General features: G+C 59.6%; 21 protein-coding genes. 10 read left to right on the top strand and 11 right to left on the bottom strand.

What is annotated here, in order from left to right:
• Nucleotides 1–14: 14 nt before the first annotated feature.
• Nucleotides 15–1,175: an alpha-hydroxy acid oxidase gene (locus JH25_RS01035; protein ID WP_032880790.1), complete on the bottom strand. Its 1,161-nt coding sequence runs from the start codon at nt 1,173–1,175 to the stop codon at nt 15–17.
• Between the two features lie 120 nt (nt 1,176–1,295).
• Here JH25_RS01035 and JH25_RS01040 point away from each other — a divergent pair, with 120 nt between their 5' ends.
• Complete coding sequence (locus JH25_RS01040; protein WP_032880789.1) at nt 1,296–2,078, top strand: DeoR/GlpR family DNA-binding transcription regulator; 783 nt, start codon at nt 1,296–1,298, stop codon at nt 2,076–2,078.
• An 8-nt stretch (nt 2,079–2,086) separates the two neighbouring features.
• Here the strand turns inward: JH25_RS01040 and acpP are convergent, their stop codons facing one another.
• The 3 genes from acpP to JH25_RS01055 all read right to left on the bottom strand — a co-directional run bounded on the left by acpP (nt 2,087) and on the right by JH25_RS01055 (nt 3,273).
• The gene (acpP, locus tag JH25_RS01045; protein WP_032880788.1) at nt 2,087–2,326 is read right to left on the bottom strand and encodes an acyl carrier protein; all 240 of its coding nucleotides are present in this window, start codon (nt 2,324–2,326) and stop codon (nt 2,087–2,089) included.
• A gap of 303 nt (nt 2,327–2,629) precedes the next feature.
• Nucleotides 2,630–3,061 carry a hypothetical protein gene (locus JH25_RS01050; protein ID WP_032880787.1) on the bottom strand — a complete coding sequence of 144 codons (432 nt, stop codon included), beginning with the start codon at nt 3,059–3,061 and terminating at the stop codon, nt 2,630–2,632.
• A gap of 2 nt (nt 3,062–3,063) precedes the next feature.
• Entirely contained in the window at nt 3,064–3,273 is a 210-nt protein-coding gene (locus tag JH25_RS01055) for a hypothetical protein (RefSeq protein ID WP_032880786.1), read from the bottom strand.
• A gap of 197 nt (nt 3,274–3,470) precedes the next feature.
• Here JH25_RS01055 and JH25_RS01060 point away from each other — a divergent pair, with 197 nt between their 5' ends.
• Both JH25_RS01060 and JH25_RS01065 read left to right on the top strand, forming a co-directional pair.
• Nucleotides 3,471–3,974: a DUF4142 domain-containing protein gene (locus tag JH25_RS01060; RefSeq protein ID WP_032880785.1), complete on the top strand. Its 504-nt coding sequence runs from the start codon at nt 3,471–3,473 to the stop codon at nt 3,972–3,974.
• Between the two features lie 27 nt (nt 3,975–4,001).
• Nucleotides 4,002–4,562, top strand: coding sequence for a type 1 glutamine amidotransferase domain-containing protein (locus tag JH25_RS01065; protein WP_032880784.1), 561 nt, complete (start codon nt 4,002–4,004; stop codon nt 4,560–4,562).
• A 60-nt stretch (nt 4,563–4,622) separates the two neighbouring features.
• Here JH25_RS01065 and JH25_RS01070 read toward each other — a convergent pair whose 3' ends face one another.
• On the bottom strand, nt 4,623–4,829 hold the full coding sequence (locus JH25_RS01070; protein ID WP_005788888.1) for a hypothetical protein: 207 nt from the start codon (nt 4,827–4,829) through the stop codon (nt 4,623–4,625).
• A gap of 287 nt (nt 4,830–5,116) precedes the next feature.
• On the opposite strand from JH25_RS01070, the gene JH25_RS01075 reads away from it, so the two are divergent.
• From JH25_RS01075 to JH25_RS01090, 4 genes are all read left to right on the top strand, one after another.
• Nucleotides 5,117–5,593, top strand: a complete 477-nt coding sequence (locus JH25_RS01075; RefSeq protein WP_032880783.1) for a hemerythrin domain-containing protein — start codon at nt 5,117–5,119, stop codon at nt 5,591–5,593.
• 177 nt (nt 5,594–5,770) lie between these two features.
• Nucleotides 5,771–8,380: a Tc toxin subunit A gene (locus JH25_RS01080; RefSeq protein ID WP_032880782.1), complete on the top strand. Its 2,610-nt coding sequence runs from the start codon at nt 5,771–5,773 to the stop codon at nt 8,378–8,380.
• A gap of 34 nt (nt 8,381–8,414) precedes the next feature.
• Nucleotides 8,415–13,130: a neuraminidase-like domain-containing protein gene (locus JH25_RS01085; protein WP_032880781.1), complete on the top strand. Its 4,716-nt coding sequence runs from the start codon at nt 8,415–8,417 to the stop codon at nt 13,128–13,130.
• Nucleotides 13,127–17,569, top strand: coding sequence for a SpvB/TcaC N-terminal domain-containing protein (locus JH25_RS01090; protein WP_032880780.1), 4,443 nt, complete (start codon nt 13,127–13,129; stop codon nt 17,567–17,569). Before JH25_RS01085 ends, JH25_RS01090 begins: the two co-directional genes overlap by 4 nt.
• A gap of 51 nt (nt 17,570–17,620) precedes the next feature.
• Here JH25_RS01090 and JH25_RS01095 read toward each other — a convergent pair whose 3' ends face one another.
• The 4 genes from JH25_RS01095 to JH25_RS01110 form a co-directional block, all read right to left on the bottom strand.
• Complete coding sequence (locus JH25_RS01095; protein WP_032880779.1) at nt 17,621–20,515, bottom strand: RHS repeat-associated core domain-containing protein; 2,895 nt, start codon at nt 20,513–20,515, stop codon at nt 17,621–17,623.
• Between the two features lie 115 nt (nt 20,516–20,630).
• On the bottom strand, nt 20,631–21,182 hold the full coding sequence (locus JH25_RS01100) for a cytochrome b (RefSeq protein WP_032880778.1): 552 nt from the start codon (nt 21,180–21,182) through the stop codon (nt 20,631–20,633).
• Between the two features lie 151 nt (nt 21,183–21,333).
• A complete protein-coding gene (locus tag JH25_RS01105) occupies nt 21,334–21,879 on the bottom strand; it encodes a putative natural product biosynthesis protein (protein WP_032880777.1) in 546 nt (181 codons plus the stop codon).
• 62 nt (nt 21,880–21,941) lie between these two features.
• Nucleotides 21,942–22,325 (bottom strand): DUF2946 domain-containing protein, encoded by a 384-nt coding sequence (locus tag JH25_RS01110; RefSeq protein ID WP_005788904.1) that lies wholly within the window; start codon nt 22,323–22,325, stop codon nt 21,942–21,944.
• Between the two features lie 180 nt (nt 22,326–22,505).
• On the opposite strand from JH25_RS01110, the gene JH25_RS01115 reads away from it, so the two are divergent.
• On the top strand, nt 22,506–23,114 hold the full coding sequence (locus JH25_RS01115; RefSeq protein WP_032880776.1) for an SCO family protein: 609 nt from the start codon (nt 22,506–22,508) through the stop codon (nt 23,112–23,114).
• Nucleotides 23,114–23,596 carry a copper chaperone PCu(A)C gene (locus JH25_RS01120; RefSeq protein ID WP_032880775.1) on the top strand — a complete coding sequence of 161 codons (483 nt, stop codon included), beginning with the start codon at nt 23,114–23,116 and terminating at the stop codon, nt 23,594–23,596. The genes JH25_RS01115 and JH25_RS01120 overlap by 1 nt, the downstream gene beginning before the upstream one ends.
• Nucleotides 23,597–24,122: 526 nt before the next feature.
• Here JH25_RS01120 and JH25_RS01125 read toward each other — a convergent pair.
• Entirely contained in the window at nt 24,123–24,605 is a 483-nt protein-coding gene (locus JH25_RS01125) for a GNAT family N-acetyltransferase (protein ID WP_032880774.1), read from the bottom strand.
• Between the two features lie 175 nt (nt 24,606–24,780).
• On the opposite strand from JH25_RS01125, the gene JH25_RS01130 reads away from it, so the two are divergent.
• Nucleotides 24,781–25,116 carry a hypothetical protein gene (locus JH25_RS01130; protein WP_032880773.1) on the top strand — a complete coding sequence of 112 codons (336 nt, stop codon included), beginning with the start codon at nt 24,781–24,783 and terminating at the stop codon, nt 25,114–25,116.
• Here JH25_RS01130 and JH25_RS01135 read toward each other — a convergent pair.
• Entirely contained in the window at nt 25,106–26,719 is a 1,614-nt protein-coding gene (locus JH25_RS01135; protein WP_032880772.1) for an ATP-binding response regulator, read from the bottom strand. The genes JH25_RS01130 and JH25_RS01135 overlap by 11 nt on opposite strands.
• Between the last annotated feature and the right edge of the window lie 56 nt (nt 26,720–26,775).

The raw sequence follows: 26,775 nt of genomic DNA, 5'->3' as shown, positions 1-26,775 counted from the left end.
TTACGTTTTTTTGCTCAGGCAGCACTTTCAGGAAAGGTGCCAGGCAGCAAAATTTCGCGGTTCACATCGCGTATATCGTTATAGCCACACAGCGCCATCGACACGTCCAACTCACGGGCGATGATATCGAGCGCCTTGGTCACGCCCGCCTCACCCATCGCCCCCAGGCCATACAAGTGCGGGCGACCGATCATGGTGCCCCTGGCGCCCAGCGCCATGGCCTTGAGCACGTCCTGGCCGGAACGAATACCACCGTCGAGCCACACTTCAATACGGTTGCCTACGGCCTCAACAATGGCGGGCAACTGGCTGATACTCGACGGCGCGCCATCGAGTTGCCGACCACCGTGGTTGCTCACCACCAACGCATCCGCGCCGGAGTCGGCCGCCAGGCGCGCATCCTCCACGTCAAGGATGCCCTTGATAATCAACTTGCCGCCCCAGCACCGCTTGATCCACTCCACATCGTCCCAACTCAGGCGCGGGTCAAATTGCTGGGCAGTCCAGGACGACAGCGAACTCATGTCGGCCACGCCCTTCACATGCCCGACGATATTGCCGAAGCCACGCCGCTGGGTGCCGAGCATACCCATGACCCAGCGCGGTTTGGTCATCATGTTGAGGATATTGGGCAGGGTCAGTTTGGGCGGCGCCGACAAGCCGTTGATCAAGTCCTTGTGGCGTTGCCCCAGGATCTGCAAATCCAGCGTCAGCACCAGCGCATCCACCCCGGCAGCCTTGGCGCGTTCGATCAGTTGCTCGATAAACCCACGGTCGCGCATCACATAAAGCTGGAACCAGAATGGCTGGCCGACATGCTCGGCAATGTCTTCCAGCGAGCAAATACTCATGGTCGACAAGGTGTAGCGCAGGCCGAACGCCGCAGCGGCTCGTGCGGTCAGGATCTCGCCATCGGCATGTTGCATACCTGCCAGGCCGGTAGGTGCCAGGGCCACGGGCATGGCCATGTCCTGGCCAATCATGCTGGCGCGGATCGAACGCTCATCAATATTGCGCGCCACGCGCTGGCGGAACTTGATGCGCGCAAAATCGCTTTCATTGGCGCGGTAGGTGCTCTCAGTCCAGGAGCCGGAATCGGCGTAGTCGTAGAACATCCGGGGCACACGTTTTTGCGCCAGCTTGCGTAAGTCTTCGATGGTTGTGATCAACGACATCGGGTCACCTCTCCCTGAACTGAACACAGAGAGTAACCGGCCATCGCCCACGCAACCAGCCGTTGCGTTTCTCGAAGCTGATGACTAATCTCGCATAAACCCGCAATAAAGCGCATAAACATGCATAACGTTCATCAAGCCATTGACCTGCCTTCCCTGCGTAAACAAAAGATCCTGTTGTTGCTCGAACGCGACGGCAAGGTCACGGCTTCCGAGCTGGTCGAGCATTTCGCCGTGTCCCAGGACACCATCCGCCGCGACCTCGGCGAACTCGCCGCCGCCGGTTTATTGCAGCGCGTACACGGCGGTGCCCTGCCTCGTCCCAAGGACACCGGCAAGGATTTCTTCACTCGTGTCGGCGAAACCACCGAAGTCAAACGCCACCTCGCGCGCCTGGCGGCCGAGCGAGTTGAAGACGGCCAGATCGTGCTGTTCGATTCCGGCTCCACCACCCTGCAGATCGCCCAGTCACTGCCGCAGGCGATCCACCTGACGGTGGTCACCCCATCGCCGATGATCGCCATCGCCCTGGCGGACCATCCGCATGTAACGCTGATCCTGGCCGGAGGCCAACTCAACCCCGCCACCCTTTCAACCGGCGGGCATGAAGCGCTGCGCCTGATCCAGAGCATCAAGGCCGACCTGCTGTTTACCGGCGTGTGCGCACTGCACCCGCAAGTGGGCATTACCTCGCTGCATTTTGCCGAAGTGGCAGTCAAGCAAGCCTTGATCGACAGCGCGTCCCAAGTGGTTGCAGTGACAACCTCAGACAAACTCGGTGCAGTGGAACCGTTTGTGGTGGCGCCGTGCAGCCGTATTCATACGCTGATTACCGAGTGGGATGCGCCGGGGGTGGAGGCATATGAGCAATCAGGCGTGGAAGTGCTGCGGGTGGAGATCTGATTGCAGCATTAGCGATTAGCCATATTCGTCATGAGATTGATCGCATCTTGGACCGTGGTAATTTTATTGCTGTCTTTGTCCGGAATTTCGAAGCCAAACTCATCCTCCAAATCCATGACGAGTTCAACAAGTGTCATAGAGTCGGCACTCAGGTCGTCAATGAAAGATGCCTCATTACTAAACTCAGCCTCAGAAATCTCTAAATAATCAGACACTATTTTCCTAACACGTTGCTCTATATCAGTCATTTTTGCATACCCTTGCTTAACGTTATCGAAACCAAGCCGTTTGAAGCAGGCATGTAAACGCCTTTAAAGATACGCACAGGTAAAAAAGCTTCTACTGTCAGAATTGACAGTCGGCTATATCGGTTCGCAATAAGCAATGACTGTGTATCCACAGATATCGTTCGATGCTTAGAAACCTGCCGTTTTAGACCTAGTAAAGGGTTCAGCCCTGACGGCGGGTCACTTATAAAAAAAGCCCGACAGTGCCACCACTTGGCACCTCGCCCAAGCTCCAACCAGTGCAGCCCACATACAGCGTTGGCATCAAAACAACACATCCGCCGCGTCGCGCATGAAAATCTCGATGGTCTTGGGGCCGACGCCATCGAATTCACCCAAGCGTTGTTCAAACGCCTGGCGATCTTCGCTGGCCTGCCGAATCCCGGTAATCTTGCCGCCGTAATCGGCATTGAGCCGGGCACTCAGGTCCAACAGGCGCTGCGCCGTGGTTTCGTCATACCGCACGTAATGCGCCCGCCCCAACATCGCCACTAACTCCCGCGATGTACAGTGCTGCAATTTGCGCGGCGTATCACGCCCCTCCTCCTCAACGATCACCTTGTAAGCCTGGGCAGCGATGGGCGCCTGGATGCGTTTGCCCATCAGGAAGCTGGCGATGAACCACTTGAACAGACTGGCGTCATCATCGGGTTTTAGCTCGATGCCCAACTGGGCAGCGCTGATGGAGCGGGCCATGCTCAATGCCCTTTGTCGAGCTTCTCGTTGATCGCATCCGTCTGGCGTTCAATGTCCTTGATCGAGGTGGGTGTCACCACTTTGTCGATGGTTTCGGTTTTCGGGTTCGCACGCTCCAGCGTCTGCCCTTTCAGACCTTCAGCCTTACCCTTCTGCGCGTCTTCAGAGCTGACGGGGTCGGGGGTTTTATCGGCGCTCTTGTGTTCGTTCACAGTGCAATCTCCTGCCTATAACGGCCTTCCAAACAGTGGCGGCCTTATGCAGCAGAACACGCTGAATTTGAATTGGTTCAAGGAAATTGCCACACCTGACCGTTGGGCAAACACGCGCAAAAAAAATTAAACCTTTTGCTCGCCCCCCCGCTCAACACTTGGGTACGGCATCGCGCCATTTCCTGAGGAGAGACACCATGACAACTCGACTGATGAAACAAATGGGCCTGACGTTCGCACTCGTTGCCGGCTCGATTTCGACCGCTATGGCGGCCACGTCCAACGACTTTGTCGACAACGCCGCCGAGGGCGGTATTACCGAGGTGGAAGCCGGCAAGCTGGCGCTGGAAAAAAGCAGCTCGGCAGACGTAAAAACCTTTGCGCAGCATATGGTGACCGACCATACCAAAGCCAATAACGAGCTGATGGCCTTGGCAAAAAAACTCGATATCGAGGTTCCGGATGACGCCGCCCTGACCGACAAGGCGAAGAAAGCGATTCTGGAAATGCGCGACGAATCGTTCGACAAGGCCTACGCCAACAACCAGGTGGCCGCCCATGAAAAAACCGTAGAACTGTTCAAGAAAGAAGCGGCCTCTTCGGACAATGCCGAGCTGAAGGCTTTCGCCACCAAGACGCTGCCAACCCTTGAAGCTCACTTGAAAATGGCCAAGGAACTGCAAAGCAAATACGCCAAATAATCAACCTGACACCGGAGGCATCTGAGTATGAGTTCGCAACTCACGGGTAAGAAAATCCTCGTCATCACGTCCAACACCGGGATCGAGCGCGACGAGCTGCTCAAACCCCTGGAAACCCTGCGTGGCTATGGCGCGACGGTGACGCACGCCTCCAGCAAGGGCGGCACCACCCAGACCTTTGTCGGCGATACCGAAAAGGACGGGACAGTTGAGTCCGATGTGCAATTGTCTGATGTGGTCGGCAGCAGCTTCGATGCATTGGTCATCCCGGGCGGGACGGTGAATGCCGACACTTTGCGTCAGGATGCCGCGGCGCTGCGCTTGATCAACGAGTTCGCTAAGGCCGGCAAGACCATCGCAGCGATCTGCCACGGCCCGTGGGCGCTGATCGACGCAGGCGTGGTCAAGGGCAAAACCCTGACCTCGTACAAAAGCGTACGCATCGACTTGGAAAACGCTGGCGCTGCGGGCGTAGTGGATGCTGAGGTCAAGGAATGCAAAGCCAATGGCTGGACCTTGATCACCTCACGGACGCCGGACGATTTGCCGGCGTTCAATGAGGCGATTGCCAGAGCTGTGGCCGGCTGATCATGGCTAACGAATGACAACAGGCGCCCATGGGCGCCTGTTTTTATATGGCTCACCGACTCAGCTCTTGCGATGCTCAGCCATCTCGCGCTTGGGGCCGAACATCGCCCATGCGATCAACCCCAACAGCGGCACGAAAACCAGTACCACCACCCACAGTCCCTTGGTCTCCCAGCCACCGGTACTGCGCAAGACGATATTGATCGCCCACAGTTCCAAGAGCAGCAGAATCACTGCCAATATGATCCAGATATATTCTATTTGCATGATTCACCTCCTGAGGTCTAAAGGTTAGGTCAAGCAGATCGCTCAAGGGTTCCATTAGAATTTTCAGGAACGCTCACGCGAGCCCGGCACGTGACCGGCAGGAGTGCGTTGTGCAATCTCGAAAGGGCCAGACCATGCAAGCTGCACGACGAACCCGCCCATATAAATCCCTATCTATTTGATTTAAATAGTTATTTAACCCCGAATAAAGTTGGTACGGCTGATGCAATTCCCTCACTACGAGGCGTGCGTTTCGACATGCCCGACAACTACCCGTGAGGTTGCACATGAATGCCATCGACCTGCTTAAAGCCGACCATGAACGCGTCAAGACCCTGCTGACCCAACTAAGCGAGTCCACCGAGCGCGGGGTTAAAAAGCGCACCGAGTTGCTAGCCAAGCTCGAGATGGAAATCACCCTGCACACCAAGCTCGAAGAAGAAATCCTTTATCCCGCTTTTAGAAAAGCCGGTGGCAAGGAGCAAGACATCATGTACCACGAGGCCAAGGAAGAGCACCGTACCGTCGACTCGCTGGTGCTGCCCGACCTGAAGCAGACCGAACCCTCCTCCACCGAATTTTCAGGCCGTGTGAAAGTGGTCAAGGAACTGCTTGAGCACCACATCGAAGAGGAAGAAACGGAGATGTTTCCCCAGGCGAAAAAACTGCTGGGCAAGGCAATACTTGAAGAGCTGGGGGCCGAAATGGAGGCGATGAAAGCGGCCTACAAAAAGGCCTCGACCAACAAACCCCTCGCGGCCTGATAGACCCGCAAATGAAAGCTCAAGCGACGGCCCCACGGGGTCTGTCGCGCTATCGAGCTTCACCAGTGATTTCTCCTCGCCTACTCGGCGACCCGGCCGACCGAGCCGGCCTGGACGCCCATGTTAGCGTGCCGTTGCCCATGGCATTGGCACTGGGCTTTCAGGAGATTCACCAAAATGGACACGCATTCGCCCACCTACACCAGGCTCTTCAAGGAAGACTGGGAGCTGCTTTGCTCAGCTTCCTCCATGGCTGCCGTCGATTCACCGGCAGCCTATCTAAAGGCGCTGTATTTATTTGCCCAGGTGCTTGAAGACAGCGGAAAAGGCCGAGCCGGCAAAGTCACCCTGGACCAGCGGCGACCTGAGCTCAAGGCATTGCCCATCGACGAACACAGCCTGACGGCTGTGATCCCCCAACTGTCGATCATTAATGAAACCCTCACTCACCAGATCGACACATACCTTGGAAAGACCACCGGTGAAAACCGTGGACGCTCGCTGGATACGGTGCTTGGTCTTCAACGTTTTCCGTTCGCACTGCCGTTTGAACGAGCCCATCGGCAATGCTGGCTCAGCTTGTCCGCAGGCAAGCCGCAACTGGGTGAACTCAGCTATCGCATCAGTCTGAAGCTGCCCATTACCCAACGCGCTCAGAACGCCTACGGCGTCGTCAGGCACGCGGCCTATGAAGCACAGCGATTGCTGTGCGGCTTGAGCCCTGCACAGCAAAACTTGTTGACGGAACCGTTTCTGGAAAACTCGGGGAATGTGCACGCCACTGAGTTTTTCGCGCGGCACTATGGCCTCCAGGAGGAGTCGCTCAGAAAAACGCCCCATTGGCTGCACCAAACCGCTCTGACTCGCGACCAGGCCCAGGCATTACTGGCATGTGGCAGGTACCTGCCGGTGCTCTCGGGCAATGTATCTGCCGCCGCACTGCCAAGGCCGACGCCCGAGCTGCAGACACATGAACGGGCAGCCTACGTGAACGGCCCAATAACCAGCAATGCCGAGACGCGGCAACCGCTGTCGATAGAGCACACAGAACTGCAAAACACCTCATGGAACCGCTACCAGCGCCTGCACCGAATGATTCGCCTGCAACGCTGGACGCAACTGCCGTTTGAGGATCTGGACGCGCTGTTGATCAGCGTTGTGCGACGTGAGCAGGATGCTGATCCGCATCAGCCCTGCAACGACAATACCCTGCGGGCGCTGGGTGTCTACCGCTACCTGGAGCGGCGTCATGGCCTGCCACTTGAAGAGTTTGCGGCGATGCTGGATGAGCTTCCTGTGTGGGCGTCGGGCAATCGCCTGTCGCTGTATGACCAGGTGTTCAACCACGCTTCAATGCCCGGCGAGACACTGCGGGTGGATGTGCCAAATCTGGCGCTGCATGAAGCGCTGCCGGACAACCTGCGACATCGGCTGTGTGCCGGTCTGAACCTTGGGGACACCCCCGACGCCTTGCATTGGCTGATCGGACAGGCGCGCCAATACCTGCCTTCGCCTTGCCCGACGCTGACGTTCTATAGCGCCCTGTACCGCCAGGCCCGGATCGCACGGTTGTTCGGGTTATCGGTGCTCGACAGTCATCACGTGGCGGCACTGCTCGGCGGTACGGATTACACAGTCCAACTGGTCAACCCCTCCCTACGCAGCTCCGGCGTCAATGCACCGCCAGACATGCTCGATATGCTGATGCAAATGGATTGGCTGCTCGGTTGGCTCAAGGACGCGCGCCAATCGGTTGATCAACTTCGCCGTCGTTTAGTCCTGGAGGAAGACGCACAGCCGGCCCAGGTCCAGGCGTACCTCACCCAGCTTGATGACTTGGTGCAATTGACCCGACAGGGGCTGCTGGCGCAAGAAGACATCGCTGACCTTACGCTGCCCCAGCCCGAACCTGACACCAGGGCCGCGCCTATTCCCTGGCATGCCCTCATCGTCCAGGGCCTGCTGCACAGCCACCCCCAGCTCAAGCCGCCAGCTCCCAGCGAACTGCCCAAGGCACTTGTGCAACTCATTGAAGCTCGAACCCTGAGCCTGGACCCGACCCGCAACGCTACCCTGCACGCTGATGCCAAACACGCAGTGACCAAGAAGCTCGGCGAGTTCTATCGGCAGCTGCAGCCTTTGAAGGAAAAAATCGATGCGCTGTTCGGCGCCCCCTCGCATTTGCCTGGCGATCCGGCACTGTACCTGCAATCGCGCAAGCTCGCCGCCCGACAGATTGCCCGTGCGGCCACCGCCCAATCGCCCCTTGACCTGGTCAAACATCTGCTGCTGCTGTTGCCGGACGCCGAAGTGTTATTGGAGCTGACGGTGAGCCGCCAGACCCTGCACACCTTTTTGCTCCACCCGCACTGGTTGAGCCAGGAGCAGACGCAAGGCTCGCTGCTCAAGCTGACACTGAACACGCTGTACCTGCTGCAGCGCTTTGCCCACTGCCTCGACACCTATGGGCTTGCCCAACACAGCGTTCTCGATTACCTGCAACGCGCCAACACACCCTCTGCGGCAGACGTCGACACCTCGGCCAGCCCACGACTGGCCGCCCTGCTCAAGTGGGACGCCGGCGAGATCGAGCATCTGGTCGACCATCTCCCGAACAAACAGGTAAAAACCCTGGCCGACCTGGACTGGATCCTGCGTTGCCACCAAACCGTCAGACTCACCGGGCTCTGTGCCAAAACCCTGCTCAAGGCGACCGACCTGCACGCCACATTGATGAATGAGGACTGGAAACACGTCGGTTCGGCATTGATCACTACCGCCCCATAACACCGCTTTGTTGCGACCGGATCAAGGAACGACCATGTCTGCCCCCATCACCCAATACCTCAACGAACAGCTGCGCGACGCGATGCTGGCGTTCTACATGAACACCGTACTGCCCGAAGATCCCACCGTGCAGGCACTGCAACTGGCCGACACCTTCAAGCGCGTCGACGATGTCTACACCTACTGGCTGCTCGACCCCCAGGTCAGCCACGCGGTGCCCACTACTCGTATTGCCAGCGCGATTGCCAGCCTTCAGCAGTACATCAACGCCATCTACCTGGGCCTGGAACCCGGCTACGAAAAAACAGGCATGAGCCATGCCCAGCAGACCGAATGGCGAGACACCTTGCTGACCTACTCGCTGTGGCGTGCCAACCAGCAACTTCGCCAGTACCCGGCCAGTTACCTGAGCCCCACCCTGCGCCACGACAAGAGCGACAGTTTCAGACAACTGGAAGACGAGTTGAACCAGTTCCGGACCGAGCCGGCATCGCTATTGAAGGCTGTCCACGGTTACCTCAATCGCTTCGAAGAACTCGCCAATATCAGAACCCTCAATGGCTATATCGATGGCGACAAGGACAGCTTCGCCAGCAGCGCCTATTACTTCATTGGCAAATCCAGCTCTGAAAACACCTATTACTGGCGCACGCTGGCTATGTCTGAGCGCCCAGCCGAGGGCACCGCTCCCAACCCAACGGCCTGGTCGGGATGGAAAAAAATCCATCTGTCCATCGACGACAATGTTCCCGAACAGACGATCCGCCCAGTGGTGTTCAATGGCCGTCTTTTCCTGGTGTGGGCCCAATGTATCAATCCGATGTCCTCCACCAAAGACATCACCCCGTTTGGACGCGGCGACGTTGAATCCGACAAGGACTACCAGCAACGCCTGGATACCCGGATACAAAGTACCTACCTGCAGTTCCGGCTGTACTTCTCGTTCAAAAAGCTCGATGACAGCTGGAGCACGCCGCAACTGTGCATCCAGGAATACAACATCGCCAAAGACCTCGACGAGTTGAGTTCAGAGGACTTGATGAGTGCCACCCATACGATTGCCGTTGTAGACGCGAACACCCACGCACCGTCGCTGTTTCTGGGCCTCATCGCCCATCCGGACGCTCCAGCACCCGCGCAGAACAACGGTACCCATAGAAACTTTTACCAAGCCATTCGCGTGGACGAACACTTCAACACCCATTGGCTTGAGAGCATCGGTAGCACCCGCAAGACGCGCCTGTGGCTCGATGAGTCTCACCTGGAACTGGCGGGGCGCTACCTGGCCATGTTTGCACACCACAACCATGCCAGGTTTCAGTTCAGGGCTACGAAAACCGCGCAGGTAAACGTGGAGGCTTTAACCCATGACGCGCCTCATGGCGCTGTCAACGGCTGGAATTATGCAGGCCACCAGAACAAGATCCGTGCGCTGACGAGCGCCGATATCAAGTTCAATACCACGACCTCGATACTGGAGGTGACGACCAGGCTCGCAGAAGGCTTCGAGCCGCATCGCACCCTGATCTTCAACTACGACAACGACCTGGTCACGTTTACCCTGACCTTGAGTACAAACGGCGTGCCCCGGGCAAATGAAACACTGAAGTTGAGCGCCACCTCACAGATCCATCTCAAGAGCGCCGTGCTCATTGAAGTGTCCTCCGTGCAAATAGGGCTGAGCCTCAAATGCCAGAAAACCGGAGTCGAGCAGGCTGACTTTATTCGCAATCAAAGTAATGAACCGTTCAGTCTTGCCCTACCACCGAAAAAAAATGCCAGCCCCCCCACAGATTCCGTCACCCTGGACCTGGACGGGGCATACATTTCACGCGAAGCCTTCGAGTATTTTTCCAACGCCCCGGATTCTGCTTACCTCGTTTCGCTGACATTCCATGAAGATCACGGCTCGCCACCGGACCATAAGCACGACTTGTTCATCGGCACTGTCACGCTCTACCAAAAACAACGTCTGTACAGACCCGTACTGATGTATATGAAACAAGCCGATGCTGCTTTGCCGGAAACCCTGAACAGGAACAATACCGTGCTGGTCGGGCAGGCCGAACACTCGCGCCGCAACCTGCGCGATGCCTTCCCGGAACTGTCCATAAAGCATTTTTTTGACGTGCCGATCGAGTTCGCGCCGCAGACGATGAGACCTTATGGCGAGGACCCCGGCAATCCTCCCCCGACCTCATTGACCCTTATCCACGGCGTGTTGATACTGGAAAGCGATGTGCACTATCCCTCGCCTACCATTCTGGGCTATGCGCTGAAAACTGCCACATTCACGCTCGGCACCCATAGCAATCCTCCTGTCATCCCGCTGGCCCCGCGCATTCGTCGTCTCACATCGGCGCCTTATGGCACGGCGGAGTTCATCGATTTCGACGGCAGCGCCATCGAGTACGGCGTTACGCCTAAGCACAAACGCGCGCCCATTCGTACCAATACCTGCGTCGCGAGCCTGCTGACAAAAACCGCAGGGGCTGATGTGCATCACCTGTTCTCCTTGCCAACGGACGCCTGGCGTGAGCCACCGCTGGCGGGCGAAAAGAATTACAGCCTGCTGGACTTCCAGGGTGCCCATGGCGCGTATTACTGGGAGCTGTTTCTTTACCTGCCCTGGTTGTTGGCGCACCGTTTGAACCTGGAACAGCAATATGCCGACGCCGAAGTCTGGATACGTTTTCTTTTCGATCCTGCTCACCAGTCTGCCCATTGGCGTCAGCCGATGCTGTTGGCCGACACTACGCCACAACCCAGCCAGACCTTGCTCTGCGCTCATCGACTGGCCAAAAGCAGCCCCGTGCATTTTCGCCAGGCGCTGTACCTGTTGTATGTCGATATCCTGCTTAATCGCGGTGACGCGGCCTACCGGGAAATGAGCCGCGACAGTCTGGCCGAGGCCAAGCTGTGGTACATCCGCGCTAAAGGATTGCTGGGGCTGCGCCCACCGCTCAATGCTGTTGATCCCTGGGTGACCACGACCCTGGACAAACTGCAAAGTCCCTCGTCACTTGGCATAACGCCGGTGCCTGCCGGCACAGCACGGCTGTGCCGATCCCTGAGCCCGGACCTGCTGATGCGCTGGGACAAGGTTGATGCGCGCCTGTACAACCTTCGCCATCACCTTGACCTGACCGGCAAGCCCATGAGCCTGCCGCTCTACGCCGCCACGCTGACACCCCAAACGTTGCTGGCCGCCTACCAGCAAGGCACCGGCGGCGCCGGCGTGCAGACAACCCTGCGCACTGCGCACGCCGGGCACTATCGCTTCCAGGTGGTACTGGGGCACGCGTTGCAGGCCGTCGATAACCTGATCCAGTTGGGAGTGACCTTGCTGTCACTGTGGGAGCGCAAGGAGCAGGCCCACTCTGTAGAATCCCAGCAACAACAGGCCTGGGAACTGGCAAGGTTAGCCGTCGAGCAACAAGCCCAGGCCGTGCAGGTCGATACCAGAAACAAGCATGCCCTACTGGCCGGACGTCGCATCGTCGAGGCCCGGGTGGCCTTCTTCGAGCAGCAACTCAAGGTCGGCATCAGCCCGGCAGAAGCCCAGGCCACCCAGGCGTATCAGGACAGCGCACACTGGGAAACGGCAGCCGCGGTTGCTCAAGCCGGCGCGGGCCTGGCGATGCTGATACCGAATATTTTCGGCACCTCCAATGGCGGCGTGCGTTACGAAGGTGCCTTTCACGCGCTGCAAGCCATGTCCCAAGGCATGGCCAACGAACAGCGCGCCAACGCCGCCCACCTCGACCGCTCCGACCTGTTCGCCCGCCGCGCCGCCGAATGGGGCAATGCCCTGGAGCAGGCGCGCCTGGAACTGGCCCAGGTCGATGCACAACTGCTGGCTTACACCGAACAAGAGCAACATACCCGCCTGCAATTGCGCCTGGCCCAAACCTCGTTCACCCAGGCGCGAACCTTGTATGACCTACTGGGTAAACGCTTTACCAACGCTCAGCTCTATCAATGGCTCAACGGCCAGCTTTCGACGTTCTACTACCAGGCGTATGACGCCACCCTGTCCCTGTGCCTGGCCGCCGAGGCGTGCTGGCAAGAGGAGCGCGCGGAGTGGGACAAACACTTCATTCAAACCGGGCTCTGGGTTCGCCAATACCGTGGCCTCAGCGCCGGCGAAGCCCTTAAACAGAATTTGCTGAGCATGAGCAGTGCCTACGCCACCCAGAACGAACGCCTGCTGGAGATCACCAAAACCGTGTCGTTGCGTCAGCTTCACGACCAAGACGCTTCAGCCACAGGCGATAAACCCTGGGCAACGCTTAAAGCCGAACTGCTGACTAACGGTACGCTGAGCTTCGAACTGACCCGCAAGCTGTTCGACGACGATTACCCTGGCCACTACCTGCGACGGATCAAAAGCGTCAGTGTCTCGCTGCCTGCCACCCTGGGGCCCTACGAAGACATCAAGGCCCTCCTGACCCAGACCGGCAATACCACGCAGCTTGCGCCCACCTCTGATAAACCCGAGGTTGCAGTAAAGAAAGACTGGCGCGCCAGGCAGGAAATCGCCCTGTCCAACGGGCTCAACGACAGCGGCCTGTTTACTTTGAACTTCGACGGTGACGAACGTTATCTGCCGTTCGAATACACCGGCGCCATTTCCACCTGGCAACTGAGCTTCCCCAACCATACGCGGCAACGGGACCTGCTCAAATCCTTGACCGATATCATCGTGCACCTGCGTTACACCGCCAGGAACAGCGGAGGCCTGCGATGAGCATGCAGTCATCCGATTTTTTGCAGCCGGCAATCCCTGCCCTGCCCAAGGGCGGCGGTGCCATACAGGGCCCTGGCGTCAGTTGGGGGCCTGTCGGCTCACGGGGCGAGGCGTGCCTGGACGTGCCTTTGCCGATTTCGCCCGGACGCGGTTTCGCCCCTGCGTTGAGCCTCGGGTATCGCAGCTCACAAGGCAATGGCCCGTTCGGACTCGGCTGGACACTGTCGGCGGGCGCGATCAGCCGTGATACACGCAAGGGTATCCCGGCCTACGGCGAAGATGACCGTTTCGTCAGCCCCCAAGGGGTCGAGCTGATCCCGGAGCGTGACGCCCAGGGCGAGATTCACGCCACCGCTTGCGACCAGTACAACGGCCTGTCCCTGGGTGAAGCGCATCGGGTAGTGCGCTATGTACCCATCGTCGAGGGCAGGTTCGATCGGATCGAACATTGGTCATCCTCAAGTGATACTGCCGGGTTCTGGCTGGTACAGGGTGCGGACGGCTGCGTACATCTGTTCGGCAAAACCCTGATCGCTCGCTGCACAGACCCGGAGGACAGCCGCCATGTGGCCCAATGGCTGTTGCAGGAAAGCCTCAATCCCCTGGGAGAGCAGATTTATTACCACTACAAGCCAGAAGACCAGCGCGCTCCAATCACCAGGGATTACCGTGCGCAGCGTTACCTGGCCAGGGTGTGCTACGGCAACCTGCGACACTGCGAACACTTGGCGCTTTGGAATACCGATGTGCTCGCCGAGAAACAATGGCACTTCGAGCTGCTGCTGGACTACGGCGAACGCCACACCGAGCTGAGCCAGGTGCCGACCTATGCCGAGCAACGGCCGTGGCTCTCGCGCGGCGACCCGTTCTGCAATTACGCCTACGGTTTTGAACTCGGCACCCAGCGGCTTTGCCGGCAAGTCCTGATGTTTCATTACTTCCCGGATGAGCCGAGCATGGGCGCCAACCCGGTGCTGACCCGGCGACTGCTGCTGGAACACACCGACCGTCACGCCGCAGGCAGTTGCTTGAATGCCTTGCACAACCAGGCATATGACGCTCAGGGAACGGCCAGCGCCTGGCCGCCCCTGGAACTGGCCTATAGCGCCTTCAAGCCGGTACTGGAACCCGCCCGCTACCAGCCGTTCGACGGCATGGCGGGTGTCAACGATGGGCAACACTATCAACTGGTGGACCTGCGCAACGACGGTCTGCCGGGCATCCTGCACCGTACCGACAAAAGTTGGTATTACCGCGAACCGCTCAGGGCTGCGCGTGCGACCGGCCTCGATGCGGTGACCTATGGGCCATGGCAGGCATTGCCACGCATTCCCGTCGCCGACACTGCCCAGGCCACCCGTCAGGCCCTGGCAGACCTTAATGGTGACGGGCACCTCGAATGGGTGGTGGCCCAACCGGGCATGAGCGGTTTTTTCACCCTCGATACGCAGCAACAATGGTCAAGTTTTACGCCGTTCGCGGCGATACCCCAGGAGTTTTTCCATCCCCACGGGCAATTCGCTGACCTGATGGGCAGCGGCCGCCTGGACCTTGCGTTGATCGGCAATCACAGCGTGCGTTTGTATGCCCATCATCAGGGCGAGGGGTATGGCGCCGGCCTCCAAGTGCCCTACGAGCACGCCGACGAGGGTCTGCCCACGCTCAGCCATACATCGACCGAACTGGTCGCCTTCTGCGACCCGTTGGGCAGCGGTCAACAGCACTTGGTGCGTATTCGCCATAATGAAATCAGATGCTGGCCAAACCTGGGCCGCGGACGCTTCGGCAAGGGGTTCGTGTTTGCGGCATTGCCGTTCGACTACGCCAGCTTCGACGCCGCCAATATCCGCCTGGCTGACCTCGACGGTTCAGGCGCGGTGGACCTGATTTACCTGCAGCCTGAACAACTGCTGATTCTCATGAACCGCGCCGGCAGCGGTCTGATGCCGCCCGTGACGTTGCCCTGGCCAGACGGCGTGCTCCACGACGCGACGTGTCAGGTCAGTTTCGCCGACCTTCAAGGCCTGGGCTGTTCCAGCCTGATCCTGAGCGTGCCGCACATCAAACCCCGGCATTGGCGCTTCGACTTTGTCCGCCGAAAACCTTATTTGTTGACGGCAACCCTCAACAACATGGGAGCGGCCACCCAACTGAGTTACCGCAGCAGTGCCCAGGAATGGCTCGACGAAAAACACCAGCGCCAGTCCTCGGGGAAAGCCTCAGTCAGCAGCCTGCCCTTCCCCGTGCCGGTGGTTCGGCTTCAGCGGCAAACAGACCAGGTCAGCGGCAATCGGCTGACCCAGTATTTTCGCTACCGTGAAGCCTGTCACGACAGCGTTGAGCGCCGGTTCATCGGCTTCGGCCTGGTGCTGGAAACCGATATGCCGCCGTCCGCCAATACCGCATCGGGGGTACTGACCAAACGCTGGTTCAATACACTTGAGCTTTCGCGAGAGGGGTTTTATGCAGGGGATCGGCATGCGCCTGTGGTGGGGCCGACCCTGCTGAGCCAGTTGGAGACCGGGCGCACTCTGGACACCCTGATTGCCAACCCGCAGGCATCGACCTTGCATCAAGTGCGGCGTGCGCTGGCCGGTAGCCTGTTGCGCGAGGAGGTCTACGCCGCCGCCGATAAATCGCCGAACGGCGTGCCCTACTCGGTGCAGCAGCAACGTTATCTGGTACGCCTTATAAGCCCGTCGCGAAAGGCTGGCGAACCGGCGACACTGCTGCCTTTGCTGCTGGAATCGATCACCTGTCACTACGAGCGCCAACAGGATGATCCGCGCTGTCGGCACCTGTTGAATCTGCGCTGGGACACCTACGCCAGCCTTGTGCACAGCGTGGTGGTCGATTATGCCCGCCGCAAGAGCGCCACTGACGCCGCGCCGTCCGGCCAACCCCATGAGCAGCAGTGGTGGCGTGCAGCGCACGACCCGGCACAACAGGCTTACTACCTCAACGAAACCCTCGCCCGCTTCATTCACCTGGACGCACCGCAACGCTGGCGCCTGCAACTGCCTTACCAGCAGCGCAGCAACGTACTGACGCTACCCAGGCAAGCATGGCCGCACGGGCAGATCGGCTATGAACAATTCGTCGCCGAGGACGCGTCCAACCCCTTGAGGCCGGGTGACCAGCGCCAACTCGGCGGGCTGTCGGTGCAGCACTATTGCCTGGCGGAGCACACCACGCCGTTACCGCCCGGAACCGCGAGTTTCCAGGCTTTGCCCGCTTACGTCGAAGTGGCTGAACTCGATGCGCCGGCATTGAGTGTCTATCAGGACCCACAGATCACCGCCACCTTGACCGAACAACATTATCGCCCGATGTCCGCGTTTCTCTCGGCGATTGCAGGGCAGGACGATGCAATGACACTTTGGTCGGTCGGCCGCGGCTATAACCGTTACGCGCAACCTGAAGGGTTCTACCGGCCTCGTCGCCACCAGGCCAGCATGAGCCACGCCGCGACGCAGACCGAATACGATGCCTACTGGCTACACGTGATCAAGGTTCAGTCAGCGGACGGCTGCTCGACCCAGGCCGACTACGACTACCGGATCGGCCTGCCGGTGACAGTCACCGACGCACAGCGCACCCGGCAGTACGCGCAATACGATGCCCGCGGACATCTGATTGCCACTGGCCTTGGGGGTGAGGAACAGGGCGCGCCTGTCGGCTATGACAACTGGCAATCCGTCACCCGCGCCCTCGACAGCGGCCCGACACAAGCGCTGGCCGATCCTGCCACGGCCCTTAACAATGCCCAGAGCGCCTGCTTTTATGACGTGTTCAGTTGGATGGGCCGCATCCCGCCTGCCAGTGTGCAGGGGCACTGGGTGAGCAGCGGTTACCTGCTGCCCAGCGGGCACATTCGGGCCTCAGCGCTGTCGCGCATCAACCACCTGCCCAGCCAGCAGCCCCATCATCAAACGCTCATAAGCCTGATCAAGACCGCCCGTCGAGTACCGGTGCACGCCGTGGTGCTGCATGACGACCACTGGCAGGGAACGCCAGGTGAGGCCGATCGGCAGATCCACGTAGCCCTCGCCTTCAGTGATGGTTTTGGTCGCGTGCGGCAAACCCAGGAGCAGGCACAATCAGGCCCCGCGTTTGAGGTCGACCACGCAGGGACATTAAGCGAGGGCGCCGATCAAGTCGAAGCCAGTCGCCGTTGGCGCATCAGTGGGCGCGTCGAATACGACAACCGAGGTGGCGTGGCGCGGACCTGGCGGCCTTACTTCGCCGACCGTGCCGGGTACATCGATGACGAGGCATTCAACGCCTCACGCCCCAGCGAGCGACAGGTGCATGATGCTCTGGGGCGCACTGTAAGTGTGCTCAACGCCAATGGCGGCCTGCGGCGCCAAACGTATTGGGCCTGGTACACCGTAAGCGAGGACGAAAACGACACCGAGGAGGACAATCCTGCCGATTAGCAGCACTGAAGGCCGTTGCCGAGGCAGCGGCCTTCAAGACAAAAGAACGCGTCACCCTCGGTGTGGATTCATCACCCTGACAGCCCGATAGTGAAAGCCACTGACGTGCTGAATCAATAGCCGATACGCACCGCGACCGCGCTGGCCGCGATACCCCGGCAAATCAAAGCCTCGGATGTTATTTCCGTAAGCGTGCCCTCTTTCCATGGCCCATTCTCTGGATGCCAGCCTGTTGAGGACGTCCCTGATAATTCCCCCATCACGCCCACGCAACTCGTTCAGAATATTTGATTCGTCGATCACAAGGCGTTCCGGCGCTCGACCGGAAGAAGGCCCTGGGCGTTCAGCTGCCGTCACCTCTTCAACTGCGCCAGAACCTCGTCGCCCCGCACTTGCGGCTTTTGTCAGCGGGCGTACTTCGGTAGCTGTCAGCCCGGCTGCCGGCAGTGGGCCAACCCTTTCATGTCGCGGAGGGCGCAGCGTCATCGCTTCAAATCCCAGTCTTTTTAACTCCCGATTCGGGTTTTTGTGTGATTGGGCAGCTTTCAAAGCCGCGTGCTTGCCCTGACCGGGTCCGGTGTAGGCATAAATGCCACCGTAATCATCAGGTATCAATCCGTAGGCGTAGCTCCCACTGTCGGATTTGTTCACTCGGAACTGATGAAGAAAATCCGCAAACGCAGTGATCTCCTCCTCGCTGGGGTTGGCCCCTTGCAATATATTCCGGGCATTTTCCATGGCCAGTTCTCGATAAACTGCACTGCGCTCGTTTTCCCAGCTCCTGTCAGTTCTTACCTGCTGGCGAACCCACAACGTTGCGCCCACAACTGCCGTCATGAATCCCGCGATAGCTATCTGCGCGGCTTGGCTTGCGTCCAGGCCAATGGCTGGCCCAGCCAACACCGCCATGATAATGATGATGACCACTTCAACCAGGGGATTGCGCTGCAAGCCATTGTCATCCACGTAGCCGACAGGGTTGTTCCCGACCATGGCGTACAGGTTCAACCCATCCACATCTCCCGCCGGATCTGCACTTATCCACCGCATCAACCAGGGTGCGTAATACCTGAACCCGTAGTAATACAGGCCGCTGGCGTCTCGCTCCTTGCCCGAGTAACGCCGGTTTTTATAGCTTGCTTCAAGCGCATTCTTCGCGGCCCACCAGGCGGTCGCACCGAACGGGTAATAACTTTCCTGGCTCAGCAAGGCTGCCTTTTCGTCAAGCTCCAAGGTACTGCTGCCCAGGTGATCGCAGAGGCTGAAGCGCAGTTGCTCGTCCACCATGCCCTCGGGGCGCCCCTGTTGCCATTGCAACCCTCTGACCGCAGTGCGCCCGGCCTGAGCAAGCAGCACATTGCGCCATTCACCCGAGGTGCCCTGGCGATGCAGCTCCAGGCCCGGTAGATACAGCACTTCATGGGTATGGGTCTGTGAGCCGGCGTGTGCCACTCGGCGTTTGCTGACCCGCTGGCCGGCGCCGTCGTACACATAGACCTCATCGTCATGTTCGCCGCTGTCACGCAGCACTTGTGCAACACGAACCAATTGGTTGCGCACATTCCAGGTCAGCGCCTGCCCACGCGCCAGTTCCTTGAGGTTGCCGGCCTGATCAAAGCGATTGCCCAGGCCGGGCGCCGTCGCCCCCTCCCGCTCGATCACGCTGTGGTTACTGTGTTCACCTGCGCGCATGTGCTGGGTAAAGCCGCTGCCGGAGGAAGGAACATGGCGCATCTGCGTCAGGTTGCCGGCCGGGTCGTAGGCGTAGTGTCGGGTGTAGTTGCGCCAGAGATTGTCGTCCGTGGCCCCGAACGTGACCCTGCCCGGCAGCGCGGATGTGCCGGCGCTACGGGAGTTTTCCCGGCCAGTGGCCTTGATCAATCGTGACAGGCTGTCGTACTCGAACGTACTGACCGCCGCCACCTGAACGTTAGTCGCCCACCGCGTCGGCTGCGCCGCGTCGTGGATGCGCAGCACGTTGCCGACCCGGTCGTAGCGGTATGAAAGGTCTTGCAGGAGCCTACCCGGCGTGTTTTTGAGGTGGGCGCTCAAGCGCATCAAACGGCCATCGGCATCGGCGTACTCGGCCACGCTGACGACGCCATTGCCCGTGCGTTCGGCCAACACCTGCGCCGAGGCGTTGAAGGTGCGCTGATCCACCAAGGTCTTGCGCGCTCCGCTCTTGAAGACTATTTCGCTGTGGGTCAACAAGCCGTCTACGCCGTAACGCGATTGCTGACGATTGCCGAGGGCATCGACCTGTTCCAGCACCTGGCCCAGCGCGCCGTACCGCCAGGTGGTCGTGAATGCCTCAGCCTGCAAGTGTGCGTCGCGTTCACTCTCCGCCAGCGGCCAGTCGGACGCAGTGTATTGTGCGCGCAAACGCCGGGTTTGCACCGTGACGCTGCCCTGTACGTTGTAATGATCGAAGAACAGCGTACCGGCTGGATCATCGTGGCGGATCAAGCGGCCACAGCGATTACGTGCCGCCTCCCGAGACGTCATGCCGGCGTAGGTCATGCGCTCCACGCAGCGCTCTGCCGCTTCGTCTGCGGCACGCTCAAACACCGCCACGGGGCGTAGCAACTGATCGTACTCAAACCGCTGCCGGGCGCCACGGCTGTCCCATTGCTGCACGACCTGACCAGCGCTGCCAGGCAGCATGACCTGGCTACCGGCATCCACACTATCGGTGCTCAGGGGTAGCCCGGTGAGGCTATGGCGATGGGACAGATTGGGCGGCACAGCGTCGTCAAGGCCGTGCAGGTCAGATAGCCTGGGGTCCCATTGTTGTTGCAGGAAGCCCCGGGCGCCGAATACCTGGCGTGTGACATACTCCAGAGGTTGCTGTTGTAGCGTGTTGCGGTGGTAAGCCACGCTACGCACGGTCAACCCTCGCGGGTCGAAAACCGTCAGTGACGGGGTGTTTTGGTGCAAGGAAGGCATAAGCGGATAAACCTGAAAACCAATGGTTCACAAAGCCTAGTCATCCGCTCGAAGGTCGCATGGCAGCGCACCACGCTGTGAAGCGTGCGGGCCTTCCGAATCTCTCGTCAGCGCTTCAAGCCCGACGACTGAACATGCGTCGCAATACCTGAGGCTCGCCTCGCAGCGAATGCACAAGCACCGCGCCGATATGCCCGACAATCAATACCAGCATCGTCCACCCCAGTTCGCTGTGGAAGTCGCGGCCCAGATCAATCATCCACTGCACCTTTTCGCCTTCCAGGCCCTCCATGATCGTCAGGCCAAACGCCGAAAATTCGCGACCGGAGCCGTACTGGCGCAGCAGCCCGATCACGGGGATCAGCAACATCAGCGCATACAGCGCGCCATGCCCGATCGATGACCAGCGGTTCACGCTTGGAGGACGACGGTGCCGGTGCAACAGGTTCCAACTGGTCCGCAGTATCAGCAGCACCAGCAATAACAACCCTGTGGGCTTGTGATAGGGCCACAGCAGTTTGTCCACCGTAGAGTCGGAAGCCAGGTAGTGGGCCACCGCCGTGCAATAGATCCAGGTGAAAACCAGGGCCATCAACCAGTGCAGCGCCCGACTGACAACATCGTAGTGATCACTGGGCAAAGGGGTTGTCTCGAACATCTTCTTCATCGCAGCCTCTTGTGTTTTTGGCGTCGAACGTGAACATCGCACTCTTGCGGGTAAAAAAATACCGTTCCCATCAGCAGTATGAAAAAACAGTTTCATCCTACAAAAAGTTCGCGTTTCTTACGTCGCCTCACGTCATAGTTCGACCAGCACTTCAAGGCACCGGTTGCCAGCCGCTGAAGCCGGCCTGGCGGGTCAACGGGCACCAGGCAAAATCCCCTGCCGGGGCAGGCAACACCTGGCGTTCGATATCAACCAGCGGCCTGCCCTTCCAATCGACAACCCGTGTGTCTTGCCAGGCCAGAACCACGCCCTGGGCCGGGCTTTGATCGGTCGTCACCCAGCACGCCGCCGCGGCAGCCATAAAGGTTTCTATCGGCTCGTTATCTATTTGCGCACGGTACATCGAGCCCAGCAGCCAGCGGCAGACGTTCAGATGGTAGGTCCAATCCAACGGCGGCTGATTGCGATAGGCCCAGGTCATAAAGCTGCGGAACAGGTTCAGCCCCTCCGGCGGGTCAAGCTTGAGCAATGCCGGGCAGATATCGAACAAGGTATGCCAATGGGGCAACAGGCGTGCATCCAGGTGCACAAAGCAACGGGCATTACTCGGGTAATCGGGCAGCGCGGGCTCCGCGCGCAGGCGACGGGACGCCTTGCTGACCAGGCGGCTGGCGCCTGCAGGCAATAGTTGATTCATGGATAGCACCCATAATCGTGACGGCAGAATGCCCCCTGGTCTCAGGAGGCCCAAGGCATACGTCAGAATGCAGGGGAAGCGCGGGGGTTGGCCGAGGGCCAGGAGTAACGCGGTGGCGCCTTGTTGCGCCGCTCATGGCCCGGGCGCGGGGTTTGCCCGAGGCCAAGAAGCCAGGCCAGGCCGATCAGGAATACGATAGCGACGGTAATGGCGTTGCAGACCGGGCAGGCAAAGTAGTTCGAGATGTTGCTGGAACTCGGGTCAGCCAACCCTTTATCGGAAATTGGCAACTGGCCACCTTCCACCGAACAGAACAGCCCACCGATGCCATTGAGCTGCTGGCCCATCATCTGACCGTGCCCCAAACCGCAGGCGAACAGGTTCATCAGCACGCAGAAGTACAGGGCCCAGGCGATCAGCGAGCGGTCAGAGTGGCGCAATTTCATGGCGGCGACTCTACCACTGAAGCCGCAAAAGGATGAAGTACGGTGCGCCCCTGTGGCAGAACGTCGCAGATTACGCAGGGTGGCCAGGGTTGATAGACTCTGCACCCTTCTCGTTACTCCTTTTCCAAGCCTGATCGGCCGCTTCACAGCCCTGCAGGCGTTTCACAGGATGCACAGTTGATGAGTACGTTATTCACCCGCCGCAAAGTGCTGACCGGCATGGGCCTGTTGGGCCTGGGCAGCCTGCTGGGCGGCTGTGACTACAGCCCCAAACTGAACTTCAAGTACGGCAAGGACCTCAGTGACAAGATCATGGGCCGTACCTTCAAGCTCAAGAACACCGCCGGCGAAACCGTCACCTTGAGCTCGTACCGTGGCCTGATGCCCGTGGTGTTCTTCGGTTTCACCCAATGCCCAGCGGTCTGCCCGACCGCCCTGGCACGCGCCGCCCAGGCCAAGAAGCTGATGGGCCGCGACGGCAAGATCATGCAGGTGGTGTTCATCACCCTGGACCCGGAACGCGACACTCCCGAGATTCTCGACAAGTACGTCAAGGCCTTCGACCCCAGCTTCGAAGCCCTCTACGGCACCCCGGAAGAAATCGCCGTGGCCGCCAAGGAGTTCGGGATCTTTTATGAAAAGATCCCCGCCGGCGACACCTACACCTTGTCCCACACCGCCACCAGCTTCGTGTTCGACACCCGTGGCAACCTGCGCCTTGGCTTGCAGGCATCCCTTACCGCTCAAGAGTGCGCAGAAGACCTGCTCACCGTCATGGAGGTCTGCTAATGACTACCGCTCAATCCCTGAAACGCTTTGCCTTCGGCCTTACCCTGCTCGGCCTCGCCGCCCACGCCAGCGCCCAGGTGCAAGTGACCGACGCCTGGGTACGCGCCTCCGTACCGGGCCAGCCGTCCAGCGGTGCCTTCATGACCCTCACCGCCGACAGCGACAGCCAACTGCTCAGCGTGGCCTCGCCGGTGGCCAAGGACGTGCAGATCCATGAGATGAGCATGAAGGACGACGTGATGCGCATGGGCCCGGTTGACTCGGTGGCCCTGCCGGCGGGTAAAGCCGTCAAGCTCGACCCCAACGGCTATCACGTCATGCTGATGGGCCTGACCGGCCAGATCAAGGAAGGCGACCAGGTGCCGCTGACCCTTACGGTGAAGGATGCCAAGGGTGAAAAGCAGACCGTTGAGGTGAAGGCCAATGCCCGTGGCCTGGACGGCATGGATCACAGCCAGATGGACCATAGCAAGATGCATTGATTGCCCTGTGTAGGCGGTCCTGTGGGCGGGGGCTTGCTCCCGATGGCGGCCTCAGGGCCGACCAGGATGTTGGATCAGGCCGAGTACATATCCGTTATTTAGGTAACGGCTGATATTGGTTCCGCTTTTACAGCGGGTCACTTTGAAAAAAAGAGCCCCAAAGTAACCAAAGGGCTCTTGCCCCACCACTCGGCACCTCGCTTAGGCTCGGTGTGCCCGTAATCCGCCATGGATTTGGGGGGCCGCCGCCACGCGCCATCCATGGCGCGGGGCGGCTAAACCGGCATCCCTGCCGGTTTACCCCCCAAATCCCTGTCGAATTCCGGCCAGCGTGGTTTGACGGGGCGCCTAAGATCAAGATCAAAAGCAGATCAAGAGCAAGATCAAGAGCGGCTCGCTTCGCATCGTGGTTACGGTCGGCTGCTAGAGAGTTGTGTAGATATCGATACTTATCGGGAGCAAGCTCCCTCGCCACGGATTCGGGGCCCAGGCGTTGCTCAGGTCATTGAGCAATTGCGCGCAGCATTCAAAACGCCGGCATGACCCGCAGCCGCTTCACCATCGGCACACACGCCAGCACCAACCCCGAGGGTGAGTGATACACCGCCTGCTCATCCCCCACATAACCACACGAGCGGTAGAAACTCACCGCATTCAAGGTGGCGTCCAGCACTACCTTTTCAATCTCCATCTGCCGTGCAATGCCCTCCACATGCGCAAGCATCGCCTTGCCATAGCCGCGCCCAGTGAACGCAGGCCGCACGAACAACGCTCCCACCTCATGGTGGTCAGGATCGAGCATACCGGTAGCGACAGCTTCACCGTTCACCCAGCCCAGGTAGAACGGTTTGTCCATCAACACGCTGTAGCCATCACTTGCGCAACCTCGGGTCCAGAGCGCCATTTGCTCCGCGCTGTAGGCGCCAATGCACTGACCGCGAATGGCGTCACGGCGAATCTCGAACGCTCTGTCGGCGTCGTCTGGCGTAGCTCGTTTTATCTCCAACACTGCCTGTTCCTTCCATGACCTCAAATTGCCATTAGCCCATTTGTGCTAATCGACCCTGCCCGCCCGCGGCGCTATATTCCTCGGCACTTCCAACGCTTCCTCAGCACCGCGCATTCATTGCGTGCGGGTTTGTTGCGCGCTGGAAAAACCAAAACAACCCCAAGGAAGACGCACCATGAAACTCCACTCCCCTGTTACTCGCCTTGCCCTGCTGGGCGCCTTGATCATCGGCGTCGCCGGTTGCAGCAATATCAAGCCCACTGAAGATCACCTCAAGAAGCTGTCGGAAACCAACCTGGGCGAACCGGTAAAACGTATTTCCAATGTGCGCAGCGATTCCATGACTACTTACTATGTAGCCAACACTGCGTCCGGCGAATACAACTGCTCCGTACCAAGCGGGGCCAGTGGCGGTGCATTTGCGATCGCCAGTTTTGGCCTGATGAAACCTGCCGCCTACTGCCAGCCAAAAGGCGCACGTGGCAACGGGCTGACACCGTTCATGCAGTAACTTTTTCCTGGCTGAGGTCACGCAACCTGCCGCGCAGTTCCGCAGGGCGCACCGGTTTGGACAAGATGGCGATCTGACGGTCGTGCAACGCGGCCTGGATTCTCTCCACGTCGTGACCGGTGAGGATCAACGCCGGCACCGCCCAACCGCGTTGCTGGCGTAGCTCGTCGATGCATTCGATGCCAGTGGCGTGATTACCCAGGTCGTAGTCGGCGACGATGATATCGCAGTCGCTGACCAGCCCCTTCCCACTCGACTCAGCCTGCACCTGGCACCCCCATCGCTCCAGCAGCGCCTGGGTGGCAAGCAGCACGTTGTGGTCATCCTCCACCAGGCATACTTTCAGACCGGTGAGCAGACCGGCCTGGCGCACATCGTCGCGCAGCGCCAGTTGACGCGGCGCGGTGGCCAGGGCCAGGCCGTGCAGGCTCACCGAGGTGCCCTGGCCCAACCGCGAACGCAGGCTCACCTGCATCCCCATCAATTGCCCCAGGCGCTTGACGATGGACAGCCCGAGGCCCACGCCTTCGACATCCTTGTCACGCAATTGGCGCACGCGATAGAACTCTTCGAAGACCTTTGAAAGATGCTCCCGTGCAATCCCTCGCCCCTGATCATGCACCTCTATGACCAAGCCGTTTTCACGACTACGCACGCCGATCAGCACTGGCCGCTGCGCGCCGTACTTGAAGCAATTGGAGAGCAGGTTTTGCACCATGGTTGCCAACATGCCCGGGCCCACCCGTACCCAGTGAGTGCAGGGGCGCAAGCGCAACTCCACGCCGGCCCAGCGTGCGGCCTCGGCATTCTGACGCACCAGGTCGGCGAGAAAGTCGCCCAGGTGGATCACCTGGTATTTGGGCAACAGGCGACCGTTGTCGAGGGTGTAGAGGTCGAGGATCGAACGGAACAGTTGCGACACGTTGAGCAGCGAGCGATCGATATTGTCCACCAGCCGCCGCTCGTCATCCCCCAACCGTGCTTCGCGCAGGCAGGCGGTGAACAGGCCAATGGAGTGGATCGGCTGGCGCAGGTCATGGCTGGCTTGGGCGAGAAAGCGGGATTTTTCCAGGTTGGCGGCAATGGCTTGTTCCGAAGCCTTGCGCGTGCGCTCCAGAAGGATATGGGCGTACACCGGGATCACCGTGCTGGTGATCATCAGCATCAACACCATGAACGGTTGCGCCTGCCACAGCGGCGTAAGCTGGTACACGATCAGCAGCGCCAGCAACGCCAGCCCCGTGGCAATCGCCAGGTAGCGCGACCCGTAGCGCATCCCGTTGCCCAGGTTCACCCAGACCATCACCGCATACAGCGGCAACGCCGCCTCACCACCCACCACCAGGCCGAACGACGTGCCGGTGTAGTCGTGGATCATGCCGAAGATGCGCCGCGCCGGGTAATGCCCGGGCCAGCGTGCGATCACCTGGCGCAACACGATGGACGCCAGCAGGAACCCGAAGATATACAGGATCACCGGCAGGTAGGTGTCCAGCGACTGCCCGGGCAAAAAACCCAGTACGCTGATATACACAATGGCGATGGTGGCCACCACGATGCGCAGGTTAGCCTGATCGAGTTCGGAGTTGGTCTCGGGACTCATAGTCATATCCTTGACAGATCATCTTTGGAAAAGAGGCCCTCGGCCCGCTGGTAAAG

Source organism: Pseudomonas sp. BRG-100 (assembly GCF_000737955.1).
Classification (GTDB): Bacteria; Pseudomonadota; Gammaproteobacteria; order Pseudomonadales; family Pseudomonadaceae; genus Aquipseudomonas; species Aquipseudomonas synxantha_A.
The sequence above is the reverse complement of the archived record's forward strand: the minus strand, read 5'-3'. Positions and strand labels throughout refer to the sequence as shown.